The organism is Streptomyces sp. NPDC050704 (genome assembly GCF_040654355.1).
In the GTDB taxonomy this organism is placed as follows: Bacteria; Actinomycetota; Actinomycetes; order Streptomycetales; family Streptomycetaceae; genus Streptomyces.
In genome coordinates, this window is record NZ_JBFAHW010000022.1 from 90853 (window position 1) to 114012 (window position 23160).

At 67.6% G+C, this 23160-nt stretch carries 30 protein-coding genes; 18 read left to right on the forward strand and 12 right to left on the reverse strand.

The window, feature by feature from the left end:
* Positions 1-43: 43 nt before the first annotated feature.
* From AB0I18_RS15735 to AB0I18_RS15795, 13 genes are all read left to right on the forward strand, one after another.
* Positions 44-526, forward strand: a complete 483-nt coding sequence (locus tag AB0I18_RS15735; protein WP_363106024.1) for an SAP domain-containing protein — start codon at positions 44-46, stop codon at positions 524-526.
* Complete coding sequence (locus AB0I18_RS15740; RefSeq protein ID WP_363106025.1) at positions 526-984, forward strand: hypothetical protein; 459 nt, start codon at positions 526-528, stop codon at positions 982-984. The genes AB0I18_RS15735 and AB0I18_RS15740 overlap by 1 nt, the downstream gene beginning before the upstream one ends.
* The gene (locus AB0I18_RS15745; protein ID WP_363106026.1) at positions 984-1322 is read left to right on the forward strand and encodes a hypothetical protein; all 339 of its coding nucleotides are present in this window, start codon (positions 984-986) and stop codon (positions 1320-1322) included. The genes AB0I18_RS15740 and AB0I18_RS15745 overlap by 1 nt, the downstream gene beginning before the upstream one ends.
* Positions 1323-1421: 99 nt before the next feature.
* Complete coding sequence (locus tag AB0I18_RS15750) at positions 1422-1796, forward strand: HK97 gp10 family phage protein (protein WP_363106027.1); 375 nt, start codon at positions 1422-1424, stop codon at positions 1794-1796.
* Positions 1796-2248, forward strand: coding sequence for a hypothetical protein (locus AB0I18_RS15755; protein ID WP_363106028.1), 453 nt, complete (start codon positions 1796-1798; stop codon positions 2246-2248). Before AB0I18_RS15750 ends, AB0I18_RS15755 begins: the two co-directional genes overlap by 1 nt.
* Positions 2249-2255: 7 nt before the next feature.
* Positions 2256-2423 (forward strand): hypothetical protein, encoded by a 168-nt coding sequence (locus AB0I18_RS15760; RefSeq protein WP_363106029.1) that lies wholly within the window; start codon positions 2256-2258, stop codon positions 2421-2423.
* A gap of 3 nt (positions 2424-2426) precedes the next feature.
* Positions 2427-2987 (forward strand): hypothetical protein, encoded by a 561-nt coding sequence (locus AB0I18_RS15765; RefSeq protein ID WP_363106030.1) that lies wholly within the window; start codon positions 2427-2429, stop codon positions 2985-2987.
* A 9-nt stretch (positions 2988-2996) separates the two neighbouring features.
* Positions 2997-3401 carry a hypothetical protein gene (locus tag AB0I18_RS15770; RefSeq protein WP_363106031.1) on the forward strand — a complete coding sequence of 135 codons (405 nt, stop codon included), beginning with the start codon at positions 2997-2999 and terminating at the stop codon, positions 3399-3401.
* Between the two features lie 152 nt (positions 3402-3553).
* Positions 3554-3685 carry a hypothetical protein gene (locus tag AB0I18_RS15775; RefSeq protein WP_363106032.1) on the forward strand — a complete coding sequence of 44 codons (132 nt, stop codon included), beginning with the start codon at positions 3554-3556 and terminating at the stop codon, positions 3683-3685.
* 2 nt (positions 3686-3687) lie between these two features.
* A complete protein-coding gene (locus AB0I18_RS15780) occupies positions 3688-7362 on the forward strand; it encodes a hypothetical protein (RefSeq protein WP_363106033.1) in 3675 nt (1224 codons plus the stop codon).
* Positions 7362-9005, forward strand: coding sequence for a hypothetical protein (locus AB0I18_RS15785; RefSeq protein WP_363106034.1), 1644 nt, complete (start codon positions 7362-7364; stop codon positions 9003-9005). Before AB0I18_RS15780 ends, AB0I18_RS15785 begins: the two co-directional genes overlap by 1 nt.
* A 2-nt stretch (positions 9006-9007) precedes the next feature.
* On the forward strand, positions 9008-11803 hold the full coding sequence (locus AB0I18_RS15790) for a fibronectin type III domain-containing protein (protein WP_363106035.1): 2796 nt from the start codon (positions 9008-9010) through the stop codon (positions 11801-11803).
* Positions 11804-11816: 13 nt separating this feature from the next.
* Complete coding sequence (locus AB0I18_RS15795; protein WP_363106036.1) at positions 11817-12404, forward strand: hypothetical protein; 588 nt, start codon at positions 11817-11819, stop codon at positions 12402-12404.
* A gap of 92 nt (positions 12405-12496) precedes the next feature.
* On the opposite strand, the gene AB0I18_RS15800 is transcribed toward AB0I18_RS15795, so the two are convergent.
* From AB0I18_RS15800 to AB0I18_RS15855, 12 genes are all read right to left on the reverse strand, one after another.
* Positions 12497-12691 carry a hypothetical protein gene (locus AB0I18_RS15800; RefSeq protein ID WP_363106037.1) on the reverse strand — a complete coding sequence of 65 codons (195 nt, stop codon included), beginning with the start codon at positions 12689-12691 and terminating at the stop codon, positions 12497-12499.
* Positions 12688-13590 carry a hypothetical protein gene (locus AB0I18_RS15805; protein WP_363106038.1) on the reverse strand — a complete coding sequence of 301 codons (903 nt, stop codon included), beginning with the start codon at positions 13588-13590 and terminating at the stop codon, positions 12688-12690. The genes AB0I18_RS15800 and AB0I18_RS15805 overlap by 4 nt, the downstream gene beginning before the upstream one ends.
* The gene (locus tag AB0I18_RS15810) at positions 13551-14306 is read right to left on the reverse strand and encodes a glycosyltransferase (protein ID WP_363106039.1); all 756 of its coding nucleotides are present in this window, start codon (positions 14304-14306) and stop codon (positions 13551-13553) included. Before AB0I18_RS15810 ends, AB0I18_RS15805 begins: the two co-directional genes overlap by 40 nt.
* Entirely contained in the window at positions 14303-15151 is an 849-nt protein-coding gene (locus AB0I18_RS15815; RefSeq protein WP_363106040.1) for an NAD-dependent epimerase/dehydratase family protein, read from the reverse strand. The genes AB0I18_RS15810 and AB0I18_RS15815 overlap by 4 nt, the downstream gene beginning before the upstream one ends.
* A gap of 94 nt (positions 15152-15245) precedes the next feature.
* Positions 15246-16262 (reverse strand): glycosyltransferase family 4 protein, encoded by a 1017-nt coding sequence (locus AB0I18_RS15820; protein ID WP_363106041.1) that lies wholly within the window; start codon positions 16260-16262, stop codon positions 15246-15248.
* Between the two features lie 9 nt (positions 16263-16271).
* Positions 16272-16478, reverse strand: a complete 207-nt coding sequence (locus AB0I18_RS15825) for a hypothetical protein (RefSeq protein WP_363106042.1) — start codon at positions 16476-16478, stop codon at positions 16272-16274.
* Between the two features lie 15 nt (positions 16479-16493).
* Entirely contained in the window at positions 16494-17447 is a 954-nt protein-coding gene (locus tag AB0I18_RS15830) for an NAD-dependent epimerase/dehydratase family protein (protein ID WP_363106043.1), read from the reverse strand.
* Entirely contained in the window at positions 17444-17761 is a 318-nt protein-coding gene (locus AB0I18_RS15835) for a hypothetical protein (protein WP_363106044.1), read from the reverse strand. The genes AB0I18_RS15830 and AB0I18_RS15835 overlap by 4 nt, the downstream gene beginning before the upstream one ends.
* Entirely contained in the window at positions 17758-17943 is a 186-nt protein-coding gene (locus tag AB0I18_RS15840) for a hypothetical protein (RefSeq protein WP_363106045.1), read from the reverse strand. Before AB0I18_RS15840 ends, AB0I18_RS15835 begins: the two co-directional genes overlap by 4 nt.
* Entirely contained in the window at positions 17940-18239 is a 300-nt protein-coding gene (locus tag AB0I18_RS15845) for a hypothetical protein (protein WP_363106046.1), read from the reverse strand. Before AB0I18_RS15845 ends, AB0I18_RS15840 begins: the two co-directional genes overlap by 4 nt.
* Before the next feature lie 152 nt (positions 18240-18391).
* Complete coding sequence (locus AB0I18_RS15850) at positions 18392-18736, reverse strand: hypothetical protein (RefSeq protein ID WP_363106047.1); 345 nt, start codon at positions 18734-18736, stop codon at positions 18392-18394.
* 100 nt (positions 18737-18836) lie between these two features.
* The gene (locus AB0I18_RS15855; RefSeq protein ID WP_363106048.1) at positions 18837-19403 is read right to left on the reverse strand and encodes a hypothetical protein; all 567 of its coding nucleotides are present in this window, start codon (positions 19401-19403) and stop codon (positions 18837-18839) included.
* Positions 19404-19592: 189 nt separating this feature from the next.
* Between AB0I18_RS15855 and AB0I18_RS15860 the strand changes: the two genes are divergently transcribed.
* From AB0I18_RS15860 to AB0I18_RS15880, 5 genes are read left to right on the forward strand one after another with little or no spacing between them, the layout of a single operon-like run.
* Positions 19593-20513 carry an N-acetylmuramoyl-L-alanine amidase gene (locus AB0I18_RS15860; RefSeq protein ID WP_363106049.1) on the forward strand — a complete coding sequence of 307 codons (921 nt, stop codon included), beginning with the start codon at positions 19593-19595 and terminating at the stop codon, positions 20511-20513.
* 23 nt (positions 20514-20536) lie between these two features.
* Entirely contained in the window at positions 20537-20863 is a 327-nt protein-coding gene (locus AB0I18_RS15865; RefSeq protein WP_363106050.1) for a hypothetical protein, read from the forward strand.
* A gap of 34 nt (positions 20864-20897) precedes the next feature.
* Positions 20898-21164 (forward strand): hypothetical protein, encoded by a 267-nt coding sequence (locus AB0I18_RS15870; RefSeq protein ID WP_363106051.1) that lies wholly within the window; start codon positions 20898-20900, stop codon positions 21162-21164.
* Positions 21161-21880: a collagen-like protein gene (locus AB0I18_RS15875; protein WP_363106052.1), complete on the forward strand. Its 720-nt coding sequence runs from the start codon at positions 21161-21163 to the stop codon at positions 21878-21880. The genes AB0I18_RS15870 and AB0I18_RS15875 overlap by 4 nt, the downstream gene beginning before the upstream one ends.
* The gene (locus AB0I18_RS15880) at positions 21880-23091 is read left to right on the forward strand and encodes a hypothetical protein (protein ID WP_363106053.1); all 1212 of its coding nucleotides are present in this window, start codon (positions 21880-21882) and stop codon (positions 23089-23091) included. Before AB0I18_RS15875 ends, AB0I18_RS15880 begins: the two co-directional genes overlap by 1 nt.
* Positions 23092-23160 lie beyond the last annotated feature (69 nt).

The following is a 23160-nucleotide window of genomic DNA, read 5'->3' on the forward strand; positions in this document are numbered from 1 at the left end:
GGTGCCACCCCGGCGGCACCGGCACACGAAAGGGAGGGCAGGCATGGACTACGAGCAGATGACAACGCCGCAACTGCAGGCGGAATGCAAGCGGCGCGGCCTGCCGTCCGGCCGCGTCAAGGCCGAACTCGTCGAACGCCTCACCGCAGCCGATACCGAGGATGAAGCTGTGCCGGTTGCCGAGAGTCCGGACGTGGCAGACAGCAGCGACACGCCCACCGTCATCCTCAGCGATGGCGAGCAGGTGCCGCAGCCGGACGTCACCGTGGACGCGCAGCCCGACCTGCTCCCGCCTGCTCCGGAGCCGTTCGAGACGCATGAACCCGAACCAGCCGCACCGGCATCGTTCCGCCGCACCTGGCTGCTCGGCCCCGGCGGGCTCGACGAGGCCACGCACACCCAACTGCGGCAACAGACCCGCGAGGCCGCCGTCGCCGCCGGCCACACACCGCGCGGTGACGCCTACCGAGTCGGCACCACCGCCGACGGCGAGGTGTACGAAATCAACGTGCGGAGGCGGTCCTGATGCCGTGGGCCACCACCAGCAACGTCACCACCTACACCGGGGTCACAGTGACTGCGGCGCAGGTCGAGCAAGCGCAGGCCATCGTCGAAATCTTCGCCGACACAACCGAGGACGCCTCCGACGCGGGCAATATCAGCTCGAAGAACCTACGACTCCTGAAGCTCGCGGTCGCCTACCAGGCGGCGTGGATCACGCAGCATCCGGACGCGTTCACGAACATCGACATCACGCAGGTGCAGCAGGACGGCGTCGTCGCCACCATGCAGCACAACAACGCCCTCGTCCTCGCGCCGATGGCGAAGCGCTGCATCGACCGACTGTCCTGGCGGCGCACCCGCAGCCTGCGCATCGGCCGCATGGCGGGCTCCGGCTCCGGGATTCCGCGACGTATGAACCTCACCAATGCGGTCCTGGACGACAACGACCCGCGCTGGCGGCCCATGAGCGGGGGCTGCTGATGCTCGCTTTGGCGACCACCACCGTCAGCGTCCTCCGCGGCACCAGCGCAGATGCGTTCGGCGACGAGACGGACGCGGCGACCCCGCACGCGACGGGCATCCCGGCCTCACTTATCGAGTCGACGCGCACCGCACAGGAGCCCGTCACCGGCACCCCACGGATCATCCGCACCCACATCTGCCGCCTGCCCGCGACCACGGACGTCACCGAAGACGACCGCATCAAGGACGAGCGGACCAGCGAGATCTACATCGTCGTCTCGGTCACGAAGAACTCCAACCCCGTCCTCACGCAGCCTTTGCGGGCGGACCTGAAACGCACAGGACGAGCCGCATAGCTCCGACATAGCCACACCGCCCCGACGGCATCCAGGGCCCGTAAACGGCCAGCCGGACGGGCGCAGAGAGACCCGCCGAACGTAGAGGGAGGTGACGGGATGGGCGCTGACTACCGCGTCGTCGTGAACGCTGGCTGGCAGGGCTGGGTCCGCAACTCCGTCACCCGCTACCTCCACAAACTGGGCCGCGAAATCCAGTCCGACATGGAGCGCATGGCCCCGGTACGCAGTGGCCGGCTGCGGGCCGGGATGTATCACGAGGTGAACCGCGGGGAGCTGCGTGTCGGCGTCCGCGACGTGCCGTACTGGTCGACGGTTGAGTTCGGGTCGGGGCCGCACATCATCACGCCGAACACGAAGAAGGCTTTGTCCTGGCCGGGGGCCCGGCATCCGGTGAACCGGGTCATGCACCCCGGTACCCCGGCTCAGCCTTTTATGCGGCCTGCCCTTTACAAGCACCGGGGGAGGCTCTGATGGCCGTCACCCCGAAGGCGAACACCGAGCTCGTCGCCGTGGCCTGGCTGCTGAGCGCTGACGGCATCGAGGCGGGTCAGGTGGCCACCACCCTCCCGTCGGACGCCTCGGCCTGGTCGACGAACGGTTTCGTCCATGTGGTTGGCGCGGTGGGCGGATCGCCGCAGTTGTACTACGCACTGCGCGAGCCGGTGGTCCAAGTCGACTGCTATGCCGTCAATCTCCAGTCCGGGAAACCGCCATGGGGTAAAGCGGCGAGCCTGATGGAGCTGGTCGTCGCGGCGACCTACGACACGGCCGGACTCCAGCGGGTCCTCACCCTGCGGCCGGGCTACCCCCAAGCCCGCGTCCTCACCGCCCACTTCATCTCCGAGCCGCGCCGCATGCCCAACGACGACGCCTCGTTCGCCCGCTACCAGGCCGACCTCGCCCTGCACTGGATCACTCTCTAGGAGCGCCATGCCGACCGTCCGCACCACCATGCAGCCGCACGTCGAACTCGAAGTCGGCGACGCCGAGTACACAGACCTGAAGCGGCAGGGCCTCCTCGTCGAGGATGCTCCCGCTGCTGCTCCTGCCGCCGCACCGGCCAAGACCCTCACCACCGGCGCGAAGAGCAAGGAGTAGACCATGGCGGTCACCACCACCGAGCTGATCATGGGCCCGGCCGATCTGTACATCGGCAGCTTCGGCGCCCTTGAACCGCTCGACACGGCGATCAACACCACCCCCGCGGCCTCAAGCTGGACCGACCTCGGCGGCACGCAGGACGGCGTCAAGCTCGGCATCGACCAGACGTACACGGCCCTCGAAGTCGACCAGGTCGTCGACGAGGTCGGCGGCCGTCTCACGAAGCGCCTGTTCACCGTCGAAACGAACCTGGCGCAGCCCACGCTCGAAAACCTGAAGTACGTCCTCAACGACGGCACCGCCGCATCCGGCGCAGGCTACAAGTCGTTCGAGCCGATCTACGCATCGAGTGCAACACAGCCCACCTACCGGGCCGTGATCCTCGACGGCTACGCACCCGGCCAACTGCGGCGCCGCTTCATCGTCCGCCGCTGCCTGTCCAACGACAAGGTCGAGTCCAGCTACAAGAAGGACGGAATGACCTTGTTCCCCGTCAAGTGGCAGGGCTTCTTCGTGTCCGCCTCGATCGCCCCGTTCAAGCTCATCGACGCCACCGCCTAGGAGCCCACCGTGCCTGCCCGAGCGCCCAAGACCCGCACCGCTCCGGTGCCCGCCCCTGTCGAAGACGACGGCGTGCTGCGCATCTCCACCACCTCGGCGCCGTCCGTCGAGGAGGTGCGAGTGCCCCTCTGCTACATCGACGACGAAGAGTTCACCGTCCCCAAGGTCATTGACGAGCGCATCGTGTTTCTCGCCCTCAACTCGATGCGCGACGACGGGCCGCTGTTCAGCTCGCAGCGGGTCGTCGAACTTGTCCTCGGCAAGCCGCAGTACAACCGGCTCCTCGCCCTCTACGAGCGGAAGAAGATCGAACAGAAGGACTTCGACACGATCGTGAAGACGGTCTCTGCCCTGTTCTTCGACCATATGAACAGCGACGACGACGCGGCGGGAAAAGGTTCACCCGCTTCGTAGAGCGGATCGCAGGCTACGGCTGGATCGTCGACCATCGCGCCGACCTTGACGCCGACTTCCTCGCCATCTACCGCATCGACCTCGAATCCACCGTCGTCGGCGCCAAACGGTTCCTGGAACTCGCCGCCAGACTCCCCGCCTACCAGAGCGTGATGGCCGCCCGCATGGCCACAGAAGAGCAGCAACAGGCAGCCGCACCTGCCACGCAAGCCGACACCGAAGAGGTTTCCGTCGACGCGATGAACCTCCTCATCCCCGGCCTGATCGAACGCGTGGAGGTATAGCAGTGTCGTTCCTGATCGCCTCCGGGCACGTCTCGGTCGAGGCGCGCACAGACAAAGCGATGCGGGACGTCACCGCCCTCATCGGCGCCATGGGGGCTCTCGGGCCAGCTACAGCCGTCGCCGGTGCAGGCGTCGCGGCAGCAGGGGTTGGGGTTCTGGCGTTTGGTGTCGCGGCGGGCAAGCAAGTCCTCAACATGGCCAAGGCGACGCAGGCGCAGAACAAGTACAAGGATGCGGTCGCCGAGCACGGCAGGGCCAGCAAGAAGGCCACCGACGCGGAGGCCGACTATCAGAGGGTCTTGGCGAAGCAGCCAGCCGCGACGCGGGAGGCGACGGCTGCATGGTCGGCCCTGGGTGCCGAGTACACGAAGTGGTCGGACTCGTTGGCCGGCGATACGATGCCGGTCTTCACCAAGTCGTTCGGTCTCTTTCAGGCGATGCTGCCGAAAACGTCGGGCTTGGTGCGCGGAACGAGCGCGGAGCTTGACCGCTTCCTCACCTTGGTCGCTGGCGAGGTGGCCAGTCCGGGCTTCGACCGGGTCATGGACGATTTCACGGACTTCGCCGTGGGTTCGCTGCGCTTCGGCCTCGACGGCATCCTGAAACTGTCCAGCGCCCTGGCGAATTTCGGCGCGGACGGCGGCTTCGATGCTTTCATCGACAACGCGCGAGAGACCGGGCCGCTGCTCGGCGAGACTCTCACGAACCTGGCGAAGGCTGTCCTCAACCTGACTGTCGCAGGCGGCGACCTGGGCATCTCGATGCTGACGGCGGCGAACGCCCTGGCGGAGATGGTCAACGCGATCCCGCCCGAGGTGCTCGGCACAATCCTGCAGCTGTACGCGGGGCTGAAGCTGCTGAGTATGGGCATGGCCGCAATGACGGCCATCGCGAGCGTGGCCGCCATCGGGCGGCTCAGGACCTTTTTTGCCGCGGTCTGGTTTGCTGGTTTCACCTCTGCGGCGGGCGGGGCGCTGGCGACGATGACCCGCCTGCAGAAGGTGGCTCTCGGGCTGGGTGTTCTGGGCGTGGTCGCGTTCGGCATCAGCAAGCTCGCCGACAAAGCCCGGGGCGCGCCGCCGGACGTCGACCGGCTGACGACCAGCCTGAAGCAGCTCGCCGCGACAGGAAAGTTCTCTGGCGAACTCCAGAAAACGTTCGGCGACATGGACGGCCTGGTCGCCAAGGTCCGGCAGCTCGACACGGAGACAAAAAAGGCCTCCAACACCGCTTTCGGGTTCCGTATCCCACTGCTCGACGACGCCGCGGACTCCATAGCCGGCGCCATCAACGACATGTCCAAGGGCGACGAGTCCCTCAATGCCCTCAAGGACGACTTCAAGTCCCTCGATGCGGCTATGTCGGGCATGGTTTCGTCCGGCTTCGCCCCGCAGGCCGCGCGGGACTTCAACCTCATGCGGGACTCGCTGAAGGAGGCGGGCTACTCCACCAAGGAGATCAACGCCCTCTTCCCGGAGTACCGGGCATCCGTCGCGGGCCTCAAGGAGGAGCAGCGGCTCGCGGCGGCAGGCATGGGCCTGTTCGGCGCCCAGGCCATGGCCACGAAGACCCAATTGGATGCGCAGAAGCAGTCGGCTGAGGGTTTGCGGGCGAGCATCATGGCCCTGAACGACGTGAACCGGTCCGCGTATGACGCGCAGATCGGCTTCGAGCAGTCCCTCGATGCTCTGACCGCCTCGTTCAAGGAGCACGGCGCCTCACTGAACCTGGACACGGAGGCCGGGCAGAAGAACGGCCAGGCCATGTCGGCGGCGGCGAAGGCCCACGACGAAATGCTCGCGGCCGGTCTCGCGGCGGGCGAGTCCCTCGGCTCGATGACGGCGAAGTCCGACACCCTGCGCACCTCGATGATGCGCCTGGCGGTGGACGCCTTCGACGGTAACAAGCAGAAGGCCACCGAGTACGTCAACAAGCTGCTGGGGATGCCCGGCGAGATCAAGACTGCGGTCAAGCTGGAGCGCACGCAGGCCATCGCGGGCCTGAAGGATGTTCAGGCGGAGATCAGGAAGACGCCGGGCGCCAAGAGCGTCAAGGTCGACACCCTCAACGCGGCGGCCATCAAGGCGCTTGAGTCGGTGGGGTTGAAGACGAGGCAGCTGCCGGACGGGCGCACCGAGGTCTACACGAAGAACGGCCAGTCGATCGGGTCGATCGGAGCCGTGTCGAGGGCGCTGGCCAATCTCAACGGGAAGACCGCCACGACCTGGACGTACCACAACGTCAAGACCACCTACATCAACAGCCTCGCCAAGTCGGGGCAGTCGGTTCACGACGCCGTTGGCGCGACGGGCGGCCGGTTCACCGGCTCGGGGTTCCGCACGAAGTATGGCACTGGCGGCAAGGTCAAGGGTCCCGGAACCGGCACGTCCGACGACGTGTTCGCGCCGTGGCTATCGAACGACGAGTGGGTGATCAAGGCCGCTTCGGTCGCAAAATACGGCGACAAGTTCATGGCCTCGGTCAACGACGGCACCCTCAAGCTCGGCCCGCAGATGGCGAAGGGCGGTAAGCTCAGCGCCAAGCAGAAGAAGGCCCAGGAGGCGGCAAAGAAGCAGGCCGCCGCAGAGAAGACCGGCAAGAACGAGCTCGCCGACGCGTTCGGGATCAGCCACTTCGGGACCATCGCGAAATACAAGCGGGACCCGTTCGAGAAGTCCCTTGCAGGCGCAGACAGCCTCAGTGATCTCGTGTCCAACCTGAACAAGGCCCGCGCGCAGATCAAGGCGGCATCCCACGGCAAGACCGAGTCGACGCTGCTGAAGCGCCTGGACTCCTCCGGTAAGGCTTTGATCGCCAACCAGCGGAAGCTGGACGGCGTCAACAAGGCCCTCGACGGCGCGAAGAACAAGCTCGACGACCTGAAGGGCAAGTTCGACAGCCTGAAGACGTCGGTGAGTTCGTCACTGGTCGGCTTCGCGAACATCACAAAGATCGGCAAGTACGGCACCAGCGCCGAGACCCTCATCAACCAGCTGCGCTCCGACACCACCCGCACGACTGAGTTCTCCAAGCAGCTGGAGCAGCTGAAGGCGAAGGGCCTCAACGCCCAGTCGATCAGCGAGATCGCCCAGGCCGGGGTGACCGGCGGCGGCATGTCGACCGCTCAGTCACTGCTGAACGCGACACCGCAGCAGATCGCCGAGATCAACGCCCTCGAAGCCCAGCTGAAGAAGTCGGCAGATGCCGCCGGTGCGACCACGGCGAACGCCATGTACGGGGCAGGGATCAAGGCATCGGAGGGGCTCGTCAAGGGGCTGACGGCCCAGCAGGACAAGATCGAAGCCGCCATGATGAAGATCGCCAAGGCGATGGAGGCGTCCATCAAGAAGGCGCTCGGCATCAAGTCACCTGCCGCACGCATGGTGCCCATCGGCGACTACACCTTCCAGGGCGTCGAGCAGGGCTGGGCAAAGCGAATGGCCAGGGGCAACACGCTGCTCTCCGGCAGCGCGGCCGGGCTGCGCCTGAAGCCGGCGGTCGCCGGCGTCGGGGCCGCGGTCCAGGCTCCCGCCGGGCCGTCCGTGGTGGTGCATCTGAATCCGGCCTTCAGCCTGATGACGCTGCCGAGCCCGACGGAACGGAAGGCCTTCGTGAAGGCGATGGTCAAGGACATCAACGACGAACTGCTCGACTTCCAGAAGCAGCGGAGGCGCTGATGCCCCAGGGCGATTACGGAGACCTCAAGGTCGGCCGCCTCCTGCTGAGGGAGACTTTCAAGACTGGGGAGTCCGTCGGCACCGCGCGCACCCTGGACTTGGAGGGCCAGGAGTCGAATCCGCCGCTGACGCGCGCCGAACTGGTGTGGCGGCACGACAACGTCACCGCGCTGGAGTCGGGCTGTGTTACGCCGCTGACCTTCACCGACAAGCCGGAGCGGAACGCCTACGTCACCGTCGACTCTGTGTCGGCGGAGTACACGGAGTGGCGCAACGACGTCGTCACCTCCGACTGGAAGCTCGGCCTCACCCGCCTCGGCTCGGACGCCGAGGTCGACTTGCAGAGCAGGCTCACCGGCGTGGTTCGGGTCAACGACTTCGCGTTGTCGGGGGAGCGGTGGCATGCCCCGCCGATTGGCCACTACGGGTACCAGACCGGCACCACCAACCCGACCACGATGACCCGCACCGGTTTGGACGGCGCCATCACGGTCTACCGCGGCATCCCGACAGGGGCGTCGCCGCGCTGGGGTTGCACGCCTGCCAACTACCTGAACGGGCGGGTGCGGCTCACCTCGGGCGGCACGGAGTTGTGCGGCGTAGACCAGTCCCTGTCGCCCACCGGCTGGGCACTGACGAACGGCCTCGTCAACGTCACCCAGTCCGGAACCGGCCGCCTCGACGTACAGACGTACACCGGCGGCGCATGGCGGTCCAAGGTGTGGACCGTCTACAGCCAGACCGGCACCGAAGTGCTGGCCTGGGACGGCGCCACACTGCTGCGCAACGGGCCCGAGCACGTCATCCTCCGCCTCACCAAGGGCCTCAACCCCGGCCGGCTGACCCTCGACCTCGCGTTGCGTCGCGGCTCTCGCATCGTCGAGGGCTACCTGCAACGCAGTACCAGCGCCGACCTGAAGGTCACCCTGAACACCGCAGAGGCTTACACCAACACGTCGGCGCAGGGCTACCTCGTGGCCAGCAGCGACGACATCGACGGCAACAGGTTCGCCTGCGGCTCCGCACGCACGTTCACCGCCGACGCCAACGGGGGCGTCATTAAGAGCAGCACGACGAGCCTCGACTTCTGGCTGGGCGTTGTCGCCTCCCAGGCCACCCTCAACACCAACCCGACCTTCGAGACCGATGGCACGGGCTGGACCGCTTTCGGCGGTGCCACCTATGCGCGCTCCAACACGCAGGCCAAGTTCGGGTCCTGGTCCGGTCTGCTCACCACCGGCGCCGATGCGAGCCCCCGGTATGAAGCCGCCACGACGGCCGTGACGGCTGGCGCGTCCTACCGGGCATCCGGATGGATCAACCCCGGGTCGGCTCTTCCGGCAGGCGTGGGCATCAGCGTCAACTGGTACACGTCGGCCGACGCGTACATCTCCACCTCGTCCAACAACCTCGTGCCGACGGCGGGCGTGTGGGCGCAGTGGGACGCTACGGTCACTGCCCCGCCCACCGCGGCGAAGGCCGGGATTCTGCTTGTCGCCGCAGGCACTCCGGGTGCGGGAATCCTGGTGTACGGAGACGACATCCGCCTGCGGGGCGCCACCCCGTCCGGGGACGCAGCCACCGACCTGCGCAACCAGTACATCGCCAGCCTGCCGGAGACGATCTATGCGGTGAGGCGGTAGCCATGCCCGTAACCGACGTTCTCTCCGCGCTCGGCTCCTGGGACATCACCCTCAAGCCGACCACCCCGCCCGACCTGTGGGACACGATCGCCCACTTCGGGCACGTCGCCATGATCCCGGGACGCCTCGACCCCGCCCAGTACGGCGACAACCTCCTCGACGCGGCCCGCTACGTCGGCGTCGTCCGCAAGCGCAACAACGGCGGCGACGACCGGCGCACCAACGCCATCGAGCAGAGCTACGAACTCGGCGGCGTCGGCATGGCGATGTGGCTCGGCGACGAAGACGACAAGGGCGACGTCTACGAAACCGCGGTCACAATCAACGGCGCCACCTTCGCCAACAGCATCCGCGCCCTCCTGCCGGCCTCCGGCGCCGTCACCGAAGGCACCCTGCACAGCGTGGCGGGCACCTACTCCAGCCGCCATCAGTACGAGACGCCCCGCAAAGCGATCGCCTACGTGTGTGAAACGTTCACCGCCTCCTCGGGCGGGAAGGTCGGCTGGCGCGTCAACGGGGACGGCACCCTGGACGCCGGGCCGGAGGCGAACCTGTACGTCACCACCCCGACGTGTGTGATCTCCCGCAAGACGGCTGGCAAGGACACGTCGGGCCTGGAGTCGGTGCCGGGCGCGTTTGGCGTCGGCCGGGACGTGGACGACTACTCGACGCGGCTCGTGCTCCTCGCGGAGGGTGAGGGCGAGTCGATCGCCACCGGCGCCGCGGACATCTCGCCGGGCCTCAACCCGTACAAGGACATCCACGGCGGGGTGCTCAAGCTGACCCGGCTGGCCTCCGAGTCGGACACGCCGGGCACGCTCGCTGACACCCGGGCCGAGCTGCTCCTCAGCCAGTACACGTCCAGCCAAGACGAGTTGGTAGTTGAAACCGACAACTACTACATCGAGGGCAGCTTCAAGCCTGGCGACTACGTGTGGGTGTACGACCCCAACGCCGGACTCGTCGACACAGCGAACGAAATCACCTTCCGGGGCGAGCGCCTCAACCCAATCAAACTCCAGGTCACCGAAGCCCGCTGGCCTGTCACCGAGGGTTACACGGTCGCCTACCGAGCCGCCAACGGCACCTGGCACGACCTCACCGACCACGTCGAATGGGATGGTTCGCATACGGTCTATGTGACCGTCGGCGGGTTCACCCGCGCACTCGAAGGCGCCGGCGGGCAGCCCGTCGGCTCACGGCCCAGTCAGGACACCAGCGTGCCCGCCGCGCCCGTCCTCGTGGAGCCGTTCACCGGCAGCAGCTACCTGACCGGGGAGGGCTTCACCAGGGCCCGCGTCGTCGTCGCCTGGAACGCACCGTTGAACACTGACGGCTCCACGATCATCGACGGCGACCACTACGAAATCCAACACGGCATCAACCCGGCCACCGTGTGGCAGAGCATGTTCGTCGCCTGGGGTGCCAGCTCGGCGCAACTAGTCGACCTGTCGCCCGGAGTGACGTACAACGTGCGAATCCGGGCCGTCGACAAAACGGGCAACATGGGGGCCTGGTCGGCGACCAGCACGTTCGTAGCCACAGCGGACACCATCGCCCCGTCGACTCCGGCCGCCCCGACCGTGGCCGGCTCACGGATCGCCGTGCAGGTCACGCATCAGCTCGGCAAGTCCAGTGGTGGCACGTTCAACCTGGAGTCGGACCTCGACCACTTCGAGATCCACGTCGGCGGGACGGTCGGGTTCACGCCGGACGCGACGACCCTCAAGGGCAAGGCGCCGGCGAACTCTGGCATGATCCAGGCCGGGATCCCCGTCGTGGCGACCGTACAGGTGGAGGAGACGACGGCCCGATGGGTGAAGGTCATCGCCGTCGACATCACCGGCAACAAGTCCGCGGCCTCCGCCGGCGCGACCGCGACCGCGCTCCTCATCGACGACGCACACATCTCCGACCTGACCGTCACCAAGGTCACCGCAGGCACGATCTCCGCGAACTGGCTACTCGCCGCATCCATCCGCACCGCGGCCTCCGGTGCCCGCGTCGAAACCAACGCGTCCGGCATCCAGGCCTACAACTCCGGCGGCACCCAAACCGTCAACATCGCCTCCGCCGACGGATCCGTCACCCTCCTCGGACAGATCATCTCCGGCACCTCGGGCCGCCGCCTGGAGATCAACCCCACCTCCACCTACCTGCCAGAACTCCGCCTCTACGCCAACACCGGCGCCAACTACAGCTACATCAACGCAGTCTCCACCGGCACCAACAGCAACCTCGGACTGAACGGCGGCACCTTCGACGACGCCGGAGTCACCGTCTACCCGAGGTTGTTCCTCACCTCCGCCACAACGGAACTCGCCGTCATCCGCGAAGACACCCAGGTACGCCGGGGCGGCTACTCCCGCTACACCGTCAGTCAATTCCTCGCCGGCTTCCAGTCGGGGGGCGTGGACGGCGGCGTTTACACGGCCACCTCGTCGCAGGCGAAGGCCGGATGGGATGCGGGCACCGCCAGTACGGCCAACTACATGAACTTCAGCAGCAACAGGACCCGGCAGATCGGGCGCTGGTCGGACTATGCCGTGCCCGACACCAACGAGGGCATTTTCACGGGCTCGGTCGCCGGCGCTAGCGGCGCCTCGTCTCTTTCGCTCACCTACGGGGCGACGATGCTCACGCAACTCCTGCCGATTGTGTCGATCCGTGACGCGCCGACCGTGGCCAACACCCGCGGCTTCGTGGTCACTGCGGCGGACACGGCAGGCTTTACCGTCCAACTGTCCGGCGCCGCCGACGGCGCCTGGAGCGTCTATTTCTGGTGCTTCCGAATCTGAAAGGCGGCCACTCGTGGCAGCAGAGGAACTCACCCCGGTCGACGTCACAACGCGAACGTCGGGCGCTGGCACGCCGTGCTGGATGGTCACCTACCAGCTGGCCGACGGCCGCATGCACGGCCACGCCTTCCCGCAGGAGACCCTGGAGTGGCGGGTGGCCGAGTACGGGCTCGACACCATCGACGAAGCCCTCGACGTCGTCCTCCACGAACCGTGGGCCATCACTCCGTCAGAGGTGTGGCTGATCCCCGCCGACGCAGCTACACGCCAGGGCATGGTCATCCGGGCGCGGGGTCCGGTCGTCGATTACGAGCCGATCGTCCTGCGCAACGCCGACAGCATCGAAGACGCCCGTACCGCGCACCGGATGCGGATCGCCGACGCCAAGACCCGCGTCCATGTGGTGCCGCCGAAGGGGAAGCCGGACCCGCTCGACGTCATCCGGCAGCGGCATGGCGTGACCGGCGAAGGCGTCCAGGAGAAGGCGGCGCTCGTCGATGCTGTCCGGCGCGCCGAGCGCGGCGAAGCACCTGCGCCGCAGCCCGACATCATCCTCGACCCTGACGCCCGCCGTCGCCGGATAGAGATCACCTCCGTCTGAATCAAGGGAGACGCCATGTCCACGTTCCAGATCATCCTGCTACTCGAAGTCGGCATCCTCGCCCTCGCCGCCCTGCTCGGCACGCGCCGTCCCTAGCCTCGTTCATCGTCCGGGCGTGGGTGCTGCTCAGCCAGATCGGGGCCGACGACTGGCGCAGGGCTGGCCGCGTCCAGCTGCCGTTGCAGGACGTCGACCTGTGCACGGAGGAGGAGGTTCTCCTCGAAGAGCTCGGCGCAGCGCTTCTGGAAGGTGGGGAACGCGTCCTCGACACTGATCTGCTGGTTCATGAGGTGACCGCCTTGTCTGCGAGGTCCCGGTACCGGTCGAGGAGATCGGTCTGGTTGAGGAACGGGTGCTGCGTGAAGAAGCTGTAGTGCGACACGATCGCGTTGCCGCGGATGATGTTCGGCGCGCCCGTGGCCAGCGGCTGGTGGATGGTGTGCCAGGACTCTTCCTCATCCGGAACCAGGACGCCGGGCTTCGACAGTGCTGCGTAGTCCTCGCCGCGGCTGGCGAAGCAGCTGACGCTGAATTGGGTGCCGGGCTGGAGGCTGAAGTCCTGGTAGAGGTACAGGTCTTCGACGGTGCCCGCTTCGATGTGGGACAACAGCAGTTCGTGCATTTTCACGGCGAATGCGCCGTTGGCCCAGCCATTTGAGTCCATGCAGAAGAGCGAGACAGGCCCCCACTCCATCGGCACCTTCCCGCAGGCCTGGAGGAAGTGGGAGCAGATCGCGTTGTTCCAGATGACCGGGAACACGGCGACCGGCGCGGGCATGTCGATCCGGGCTCGGACGAGGTTCTCCACGGCGTCCTCGTGCACGTAGATCACGTCGTCGTCGAACCGGAGATAGATGGTGTCGGGGGCTGTCATCTCCCGATAGGCGAGGCCGGTGTAACGCTGCTTGGGCAGGTTGCCGAGGTCGATGCCTTCGGGGCGGTGCTTGAGATGAAACCAGGGGTGCTGTTCGGCGAGCTGGTGGGCGTAGGCGATGTCGCCTTCCTGGCCCTGCGGGTCGGTGTTCATGTAGGCCCAGACCTCGTCGACGAGGCCCCGCTGGACATCCCGCTCCAGGTACTTGATGAGGATGCTGTACGTCCGGACCCGTCCGTAGGGGGTCCAAGCAATCACCCGGCGGTCGTCGATCATGCAGCTCTCCTCGTAGTGCGGTGCCGTGGCGGCCACTGCCCGGATGCTTCGGTCCACGGCAGGTCGGGGTGCAGCTTGCGGAACAGGGCGACGGTGGCCGCGTGGTGCTCGCCGCGGTCGTTGGACAGTTGGCCGGGGTGGACGCGGACGAAGTACAGCGGCTGCTCAATCACCGCGTACTTCGACAGTCCGACCTTCCAGACTTTGATCCAGAACTCCCAGTCCTCCGCGCAACCGTAGGAGCCGGGCAGTGTGGCCTTGGGGGAGTAGCCGCGCACCGCCTGCCACGTCGCACGGCGGATCAGCGCCTTGTCGATGAGCGGCGGCCACACCGCGAAATCGTCCAGGATCGCATCCGGCAGCGACGCCTGCACGTGGTCGGCGGCCCCGAACTGGCGGGCGTAGGGGATCACGAAGTCGAGGCCGCCAGCGTCGAGGGTGGCAACGCAGCGGGCGATGCACTTGGGATGCAGCTTGTCGTCTGCCGAAGCGGTGAACACGGCATCACAGCCGTCGGCGAGCGCCAGCTTGGCGGCAGCGTTGAGACTGCCCGCCCAGCCGAGGCGCTTCTTGTTGCGGTGCAGACCGGACCAGCAGTCGGGGTTCTGCCGCAGCCACTCGTAGGTACCGTCGTCGGAACGGTCCTCGGCAATGTAGGTGTGCACCGGGTGCGTCTGCCTGCGGATACTGCCGACCATTTCGGCAAGGTAGGGCAGCGCGTTGCGGGCGGGAATGATGACGCCGACCTTCACCACTGCTCTCCGATCCAGTCGAGCGTGGACCGGACGCCGTCGATCCAGGGCGTGGTGGGCTGCCAGCCGCGCACGCCGCTGATGCCGGTGTTGTCGGTGACGACCCGCTGAAGGTCACCGGGCATCCGCTGGGTATGCGTCACGTTGCGGTAGTCGAGGGCTTCGAGGAGTCCGAGCAGGCTGACCTCGTTCTCGGGCCCGCCGCCGACCTCGTAGGTGCGCCCTTGGTAGGCGTCGAAGTGCTCGACGATGTCGACGAGCAGTGTCGTGAAGTCGCTGACGTGGAGGATGTCTCTGCTCTGGCTGCCGTCTCCGTAGATGGTGAGCGGCTGGCGTTCGTGCGCGGCGCGTAGGAACCAGGTCACCCAGCCTGCTTCGGCGCTGCCGTCCTGGCCGGGCCCGTACACGGTGGACGGCCGGAGGATGACGTGGGGCAGGCAGTAGAGGTCGGCGTACAGCCGCAGGTATTGCTCGCCGACGAGCTTGGACTGGCCGAGTGGTGCGATGAGCCCGTCCTGGCCAGGGTGGACTTTCACGCTGGACGTGAAGAGCACGGGTATGCCGCCTGCCCGGCGTGCGGCTTCGGCGACGTTGAAGGTGCCGACCGCATTGTCGGTGAAGTCGGCGGCAGGATCGCGGAGGCTGACGCTGGTGGAGCAAGAAGCGCCGAGGTGCACGATCACCTCGGGCTCAGTGGCCTCCACGGTTTGCTGGAACGCTTCGAGGTCGGAGGTGGGGCGGCCGTGTCGCTTGTCTGTTGAGGCGACGACGTGGCCGTGCTCTTCGAGGCGGCGCAGCAGGTGGCTGCCGATGAACCCGGCCGCCCCCGTGACGAGGATCTTCATCGGCGCCGCCCAGGAAGGATGACTACTGCGCCCGCAATCCCGCACAGACCTCCCAGTGGTCCGGCGACACCGATCGCAGCCCGGATAGCGTCACTCACCGTCCGATCGCCTCCACGGGCGCTTGGAGCGCCGCTTCCCACTGCCGGTTGAGCGCCTGCAGGATCGACCCAGACGCTTCCGCGCGGGCCGCCATACCGATCCGCTGCCGCAGCCCCGGATCGTCTACGAGCTGCTTCAGGTAGCGCGACCATTCGTGGTCGTGCCGGACGAGGAACCCGTTCTCGCCGTGCCGGATCACCTGCCGGTACGGCTCGACGTCCGAGGCGATCAGCGGAATGCCGAGCATCGACGACTCAAGCCACTTCGTCGGATACTTCGCGGAGTTGAAGGGGATGTCCCGGTACGGGGCCACCCACACGTCGAAGGCACTGACGGCTTGCAGGTAGTGGCCGAAGTTCTCCACCCAGCCGAGCGCACCCAGCCGCTTCCCCTTCAACCCGCAGCGCATTGCCGCCTGCGGGTCGATGCCGACAAGCCGCACCACCACCCCACCCGGCCGCCGATAGTCGGCAATCCGGTTCAACGCACGGACGACCCCGGGCAACTCGTTCACGGTGGACGACGTGCCGGCCCAGCCGACCGACAACTGCTTCGGGTTGTAGTCGCGGACCTCGCCCAGGTACTGCGCCGGCAGCCCGTTGGGGACGACGCGGACGTCGCCGTGATGCTCCCGCAGGACGGCGGCCAGCGGTTCGGAGCAGCAGGTGACCGTATCGCTGAGTGCAATGTTGTCGAGGAGTCCGCGACGCACGGCCGGGTCTGACCACAGCCTGTAGGCAACCGTGTTGGCTGGGTCGAGGTGGAGGTAGTCGTCGTCTAGGTCCATGACGAGGCGGATGCCGTGGTCTTTCATGGCCCGCCACGTCCGGGACGGCCCGGCTTTGGCGACCCGGCAGCCGACGACGACGTCGTAGCCCTGCTCGCGCCAGTCGTCGGGCAGGCGGACTCCGGCCGACGTGGTGTGGCCGAGCCAGTCCAGGGACATCGCGGACATCACCCCGCGGTACATGCCGGAGCCCGCAACGTCAGCCGTCCAGAAGTGGATGCGCATGTTCGGCACCTATCCTTCGGGCCACTCGGCGAGGTAGTGCCCAGGCTGCTCGCCGTCGGCCTCTCGCCAGTAGATGCGGATCACGTGGTCGTTGGCTGTGATCTGGGTGTCGCTATATGCCGTGACGGTGACGCCGGTGTCGTTGCTCATGGCCGCCATCGCGTCGAGAGCGTCGGCGAGCCGCCGGAGGTCGGCACTCGTGAAGTTGGCAGCCATGGCCGTCTCCTTCGGTCAGGCGGCCAGGTAGCCGGGGAGCCAGGTCTGCGCGTAGTAGTCGACGGTCCGCCGGATGCCCTCGTCGAGGGGCACGAAGTCGATGGCGTCCAGCCCGATCTGCTTCAGGGTGGACGTGTCGGAGGTGACGACTGCGTTGGGGATTTCGCCGGGCCGCATGGGCAGGTGGGTGATAGCGACGGGCTCGCGGCCGGTGAGGATCGCGGCCTGTTCGGCGACGAGGCGGGCGATGTCGTTGACGGTGACGGACTCGATCGGCCCGACTTCCACGGGGCGTTCGGTGGGCCCGTGGACGGCGGTGTACTCAAGCGCGTTGACGAAGGCGGTGGCGACGTCGGCGACGTACACGCAGTCGGAGATCTGGGTGCCGTCGCCGTACACCTCGATGGGGGCGCCCGCGAGGGCACGGCAGGCGAACGATGGCGCGATCTTTCGGACCTTGCTCGTGCCGTAGGGGGCGGCTACTGACTGGCCGGGCCCGTAGGCGTTGACCGGTCGGACGATCGTGATGCGGCCGCCGTCGCGGTAGAGGTTGTACATGCGGGCGAGGTCTTCGGCAGCCGACTTGGTGATCGTGTAGCAGCCGGTGCCGATCAGCCTGAAGGCGTGGTTGCCGACTCCGGCGTAGACGGTGGGCAGGTTGTACTGGGCGGCGGCTTCGAAGACGTTCAGCGACCCGAGGATGTTCGTCTCGGCGGACGGTCGCGGGTTGCTGATCGTCTCCTGGGTGCCGAGGACGGCGGCGAGGTGGATGATCCCGTCGCAGTGTGCGGCAGCCTCCGTCACGGCGGTGGCGTCGCGGACGTCGCCGAGGAAGAACTCCTCACCGTCGGCGAGCTGCTGGCGGCGGTCCTGGTGGTCGAAGACGAGCATGCTGTGGCCGCGCGCCAGGAGCTCCTTGCGGATCCACGAAGCGATGAACCCCGAGCCCCCGGTTACCAGTACCTTCATGCCTCGTTCTCCTTGCTGTTCGGGGTGTCGCCGCTAGCGACGATCTGGCGGGCATGGTTGTAGCTCTCGAAGACGTCTTCGCCGTCGGCCGTGAAACTGTGACCGCATGGCTTGATGGCGAAGCGCACGAGGTCGAACTGGAAGGAGTAGTCCGGCTGGACGCGCAGCGCGGTGGATGGCTGGCCGCAGATGGGGCAGTCGGGCAGCGGCGGCAAGAGGGTGCACTGCCCGTCGGTGAAGGCGATGTTGCGGCGTTCGGCGGCCACGGCCAGGGGGAGCAGTTGCTCGCGGGTGAGTTTCGTCGGCTCGCTCACGTCGACCCCCACGGCGCGGCACTCTGCGCGGCCCGGGTGACGGCGTCCCACAGCTCGGCTGCGGCTTCGTCGGGCTGGTAGTTGGGCCCGCGCGTGATACTGCCGTCGGAGTGGATGCCGATGAGGAGTGTGCCGTCGTCCTCGTACAGGGCGAGCGCGAACTCGGGCTGCGGCTCGGTCACGGCGTCTCCTCGTCGAGGACCATGTGGTCGCCTTCGACGCAGTGCGAGGACACGCAGCGGCCGAGGTGCGTCGCACCGAGCGCAGCGTTCACGGCACGCCAGATGATCGCGTTGCGGTGAACTGGATCGGGCGGCAGGTAGGTGCCGAGGCCCCGGATGTACTCGTACACCGCGTCGTAGGCGGACTGACGCGGGTCCGGGCGGACAGGAAGTGCGGGGTCCGGGTCTAGTTCCTCGTCGGCGGGTGGCTCCGGGTGTCCTTCGTCGGCGCGGGGAGAGTCCGGGCAGGGAATCACGTTGCCTTGGGCGTCGTGATGCAGAACCGCACACCCGGCGGCCGCCTCTGGCGCGAGTCCCGCCGCAGGTCGAGCGTGGGGGCAGCGCACCGGTGTGCCCCATGGGTCGGTGTGCACCTCGCCGCCGCACTCCCGGCGAGTGCACGGGCTACTCACGGCGCCTCCCGGAACAGTTGAGCCACATCGCGCTGAAACAGCGCCCGGACGACAGCCCGGTCGAGTTCGAGCCCGAAGAGACCTGAGGCGACCCCGATCCACACGACCGCACTGGCGGTGTTGATGGCGATCGGTATGCGCTCAATGCGGTATTCAACGACATCGGGCAGTGGAATGCCGACGTCGTGCTGCTCGACCTGCTTGGCCCATGCCGCGACGTCGATCCGAAACGGCTTTGCCACCCGGTATGCGTGCTCGTGCTCCGGCAGTTCGACCCAGGTGCCGTCGAGATGGGCCCCGATGAGGAGCACCCGGCGCGACTGCGCCGTCTTGCCGCTCATCGGCTGCTCCGGGCGGCGGGCGTGTAGTCGACGCGCGCCTCAACGGGCGGGGCGAGCGTGAGGTAGGCGAACAGGAGCGCCAACATGGCGCAGACGGCGGTCACGGCTTGCTCGTCTTCTCGTCGCGCGGTCGCGTGGCGGACTTCGCTGCGAGGACGCCGATGCGGTAACCGTGCCGCCACACCTCAGGGTTGGGCTGGTCGGCGTTCATGACTTCGGGCGACTCGGAGAGAGCTCGCACCCGACTCAGAGCCTCGTCGTACTCCGCTGCCCGACGGAGATGTTCGCAACTGTCGAAGTGGTGCGGCCAGCCCTCCGTGAGCCAGGCGGGGGCGACGCCATGGTCAGACCAGGAACAGTGCCGCTGCCCGATCTCGTAGCCGTGACGAGCCCACTGGCGCGCCTCGGCGAGTTGCTCCTGGAGCGTGGCGTCGTCGTCGGCTACGACCGAAGGCGCGTTCGGGAGGATCTCAACGGATTCCCGGAAGACGAGGACCGCCCGCGCGCCGACCTGCTCGGCGACGCCCGCGAACTCGTCCACGGGCTCCGGGGCGTAGTCAGGCCCCTGTATGTAGCGCAGGGGTTGGTACTCGTCGACGACTAGGGCAAATGACGCCCGGTCGTTACCGGAGCCTTCGGGGAGTTCGAGGATCTGAAGTCGGGTCATGGGCGTGCTCCTGTGCGGGTGGGTGCGGGTTGGCGCGGGTTTGGTGTGGCAGGAGCGCAGACCCGCACGGCCACGCCCCCGCCACAGATCCTCTGAGCCAGGACCCACCATCACGATACCTGTGATTCATAGGTGAAAGACGGGTTCGCGGCTACGATTCGTAGGTGACGTGACGTATAGGAGACCCGCATGGCCACACCGCCCCCAGCCAGAACGTTCCTGCAATGCCTCGTCGACGAGGGCGTCTCCGTCGTCGAGGTCGGCGATTGGGAGACCCGCAACCGGAACCACAAAGGCCCGTGGGGTCCCGTGCACGGCGTGATGATCCACCACACCGTCACCTCCGGCTCAGCCCGCACCGTGGACCTTTGCCGCGACGGACACGCCGCTCTACCCGGGCCGCTGTGCCACGGCGTCATCACCAAGGACGGCCGGGTCCACCTCGTCGGCTACGGCCGCGCCAACCACGCGGGCCTCGGCGACGACGACGTCCTCCGCGCGATCATCGGAGGCGAGACGCCGCCCGCCGACAACGAGGCCAACACCGACGGCAACCGGTACTTCTACGGCTTCGAGTGCGAGAACCTCGGCGACGGCGACGACCCGTGGCCGGACGTCCAACTACTCGCCATCGAGAAGGCGGCCGCCGCGATCTGCCGCGAACACGGCTGGACCGCCCGCCGAGTCATCGGGCACATGGAGTGGCAGCCCGGCAAGGTCGACCCGCGCGGCTTCACAATGGCGGGCATGCGCGCCCGGGTCGACAAACGGCTCGGCGTCCCACCGAAGCCGGTCACGCTGCCGAAGCCACAGAAGCCCGTCGTCGACCTGTCGAAGCTCGTCGCCGCAGCTCGCTCCAATCCGGCAGCGAAGGGCACCCCCGTCACCTACGCAGGCGTCCGCACTGTCGAAGCCGCACTCGTCGACGCAGGCCTCCTCGACAAGCCGTACAGCGACGGCCACTACGGGGCCGCCACTGTCACCGCCTACGCCAAGTGGCAGCGCTCCAAGGCTGGAGGAAGCTACACCGGCTCCGACGCCGACGGCATCCCCGGCAAGAACTCGCTCACCAAGCTCGGCGCGAAATACGGATTCACCATCGTCGCCTGACCCAACCAGAGAAGGACCCGCCCATGAACGTCAACCTCGACTCCGCCTACTGGCTGGGCCTCGCCATCAGCGTGCTCCTGCCCGTCCTCGTCGGCCTCGTCACCACCCGCGTCACCCACCCCGGGGCGAAGGCCGTCCTCCTCCTCGCGCTCACCGCCGCCAACGGATTCCTCATCGAACTCCAGGCGGGCGGCGACGGCTACGACCTCGGCACCGCAGTCACCCTGACGCTCGTCTCCTTCGGCACCGCCGTCCTGTCGCACTTCGGACTGTGGAAGCCCACAGGCGTGTCTGGCAAGGCACAGGACAGCCTCGTCACCGCAAGCTCCCGTCCCGTCGCGGGCGCCTGAGCCTGTCCACCTCACGCGACCGGGAGGGCGCCCCATGGATGCCGCCACGGTCACGGCCCTAGGCGTTCTCAGCAGCGCCGTCATGGCCGGACTGGCAGCCATGTACGGCTCCCGGATCGCAGGAAGGGCACAGCGGGAAGGCAACGCAGTGACCGGCTTCAACAGCCTCACGGACCAGCTCCAGGAAGAGCGCGCAGACTTCCGCAAGGAGCTGGCCACCGTGCGCGCCGAACTTGCGGCGGAAAGGCTTGAGACGGCACGCCTCCGCCTGCTCGTCACGCAACTCAGAGGCCAGCCGTGACCCGGGCCGAGCGGGCATTCGTCCGTCGCCGCCACCTCATGTGGATCACCTGCGCCCTCCTCGCCTTGACCGGATTCGGGATCCTCATCTGGCAGCGCATCGACAACGGCGACCGCCGCGCCGACCAGTTCGCCGCCGAAAGCAAGGAAGCCAAAGCCGAAGCCGACCTCCGCGGCACCGCCGTCTCCACCCTCGCCGGAGACGTCCGCGCCCTACGCCAGCAAGTCAAAGCCAGAGGCGGCACACCCGTCGCGCCAGACCCGTCGAAAGCCGTCGACGACCTACCCGACCGCGCCGAAGTACCCGTCCCTATCCCCGGACCGCCCGGCCCGAAAGGCGACAAGGGCGACACCGGAAAGACCGGAGAGCCCGCACCCACCATCACCCCCGCACCCGGACAACCAGGCGCACCCGGCTCCGACTCCACCATCCCCGGCCCTCAAGGACCCCAAGGACCGCAGGGCGAAGCAGGCGCCCCCGGCCCCCAGGGCGAGCCCGGGGCAACAGGCGACCGCGGCGACACCGGGCCGCCACCCTCCGGCTGGACCTACACCGACAGCACCGGCGCCACCTACGAGTGCACACCCGACAGTGACGGCTCCATCCACTACACCTGCCGGACCACCAGCAGCGGCGACCCCGCGCCGCAAAGGCAGAACCGCGGACTGCTCGGCGCCGCCATGCTCGCAATGACCGCCTCGTACAGGAGACTCTGATGGCCTTCCCACCCGGTGTTGAGACCGTCACCCTGACCGCAGGCGCATCCGGCTACCGAGCCCTGGACGGCGAACCGTATGCGGGCACCCTTCGGTTCACTCCGTCGGTGTCCCGGGTTGTATCCGCCGAGCACGGAGTCATCGCCCTCGGCGCCGTCAACGCCACCCTCGGCGCCTCCGGCATGTTCACCGAAATGCTCCTCGCCACCGACGCCGACGGATTCAGCCCCACCGGCTGGACGTACCGCGTCGATGAAGAACTCACCAACGCGCCCGGGCGCGCCTACAGCATCTCGCTGCCCGCAGCTGCACCCAACGTCGCTCTACCGTCGTTGTCGCCGGTCGAATCGACCACCGGCACCGTGTCCTCGCCAGCCGTCCTCTCGGTCAACGGCGAGACCGGCATCGTCGTCATCAACGCGGCAGACGTCGGAGCCGACCCAGCCGGCACCGCGAGCACGGCCATCGCCGCGCACTCCGCCGACACGACCGACGTGCACGGCATCAGTGACACGACGCTCCTCGAAACCACGGCTGGCGCGGCGTCGAAGGTGAGCACGCACGCCGCGGTGACGGTCAGCGTGCACGGCATCGCGGACACCTCCATCCTCGAAACCCAGCCGGGCGCGGCGTCGAAGGTGTCCGTCCACACCGCGGCAGCCGACCCGCACGGCGACCGGGCCTACGCCAACACGACGTTCGCCACCACCGGAACAGTGAGCGCCCTCAACGTCTTCGTCGACGACGCCCTCGTCCGCGTCGCAGCCATCGAGAACGGCACCGCATTCCTCGCCGGCGTCAACTCCAGCGACAACGTCCTCGTGTCCGGCGCCGACCTCACCGTCAAAGACAACGACAAGGGTTATCGGCTCCGTCGCGGTGGCGCGGCCCTCGATCTGGAAGCGACTGGCGCCGACCTCGTCATCAGCAACTGGTCCGGCACCGGCTTCAACGGCACCCAGCGCAACTACCTGAGACTGAGCGCCGACGCCCAGAACATTCAGATCGCGGGGAAGGTCGAATACGTCGACGCGCTGTACGGGGCGACCCGGCACGTCCTCGATGGGGCCGCGAACACCGCCGGCTTCTTCGGGGCCACCCCCGTCGGGCGGCCCGCGGTAGCCGGGTCGTGGGCGGACGGGTCCGCCGGGGCATCGCTGGCTGCCGCCTTGGCGACCCTCGGCCTGATCGCCGACAACACCAGTGCGTAGGAGGTCGTCATGGACGAAGAGGCGGGCGTGCCGTTCTGGCTGTCACCCCGCCCGTTCGACGGGAGGAGG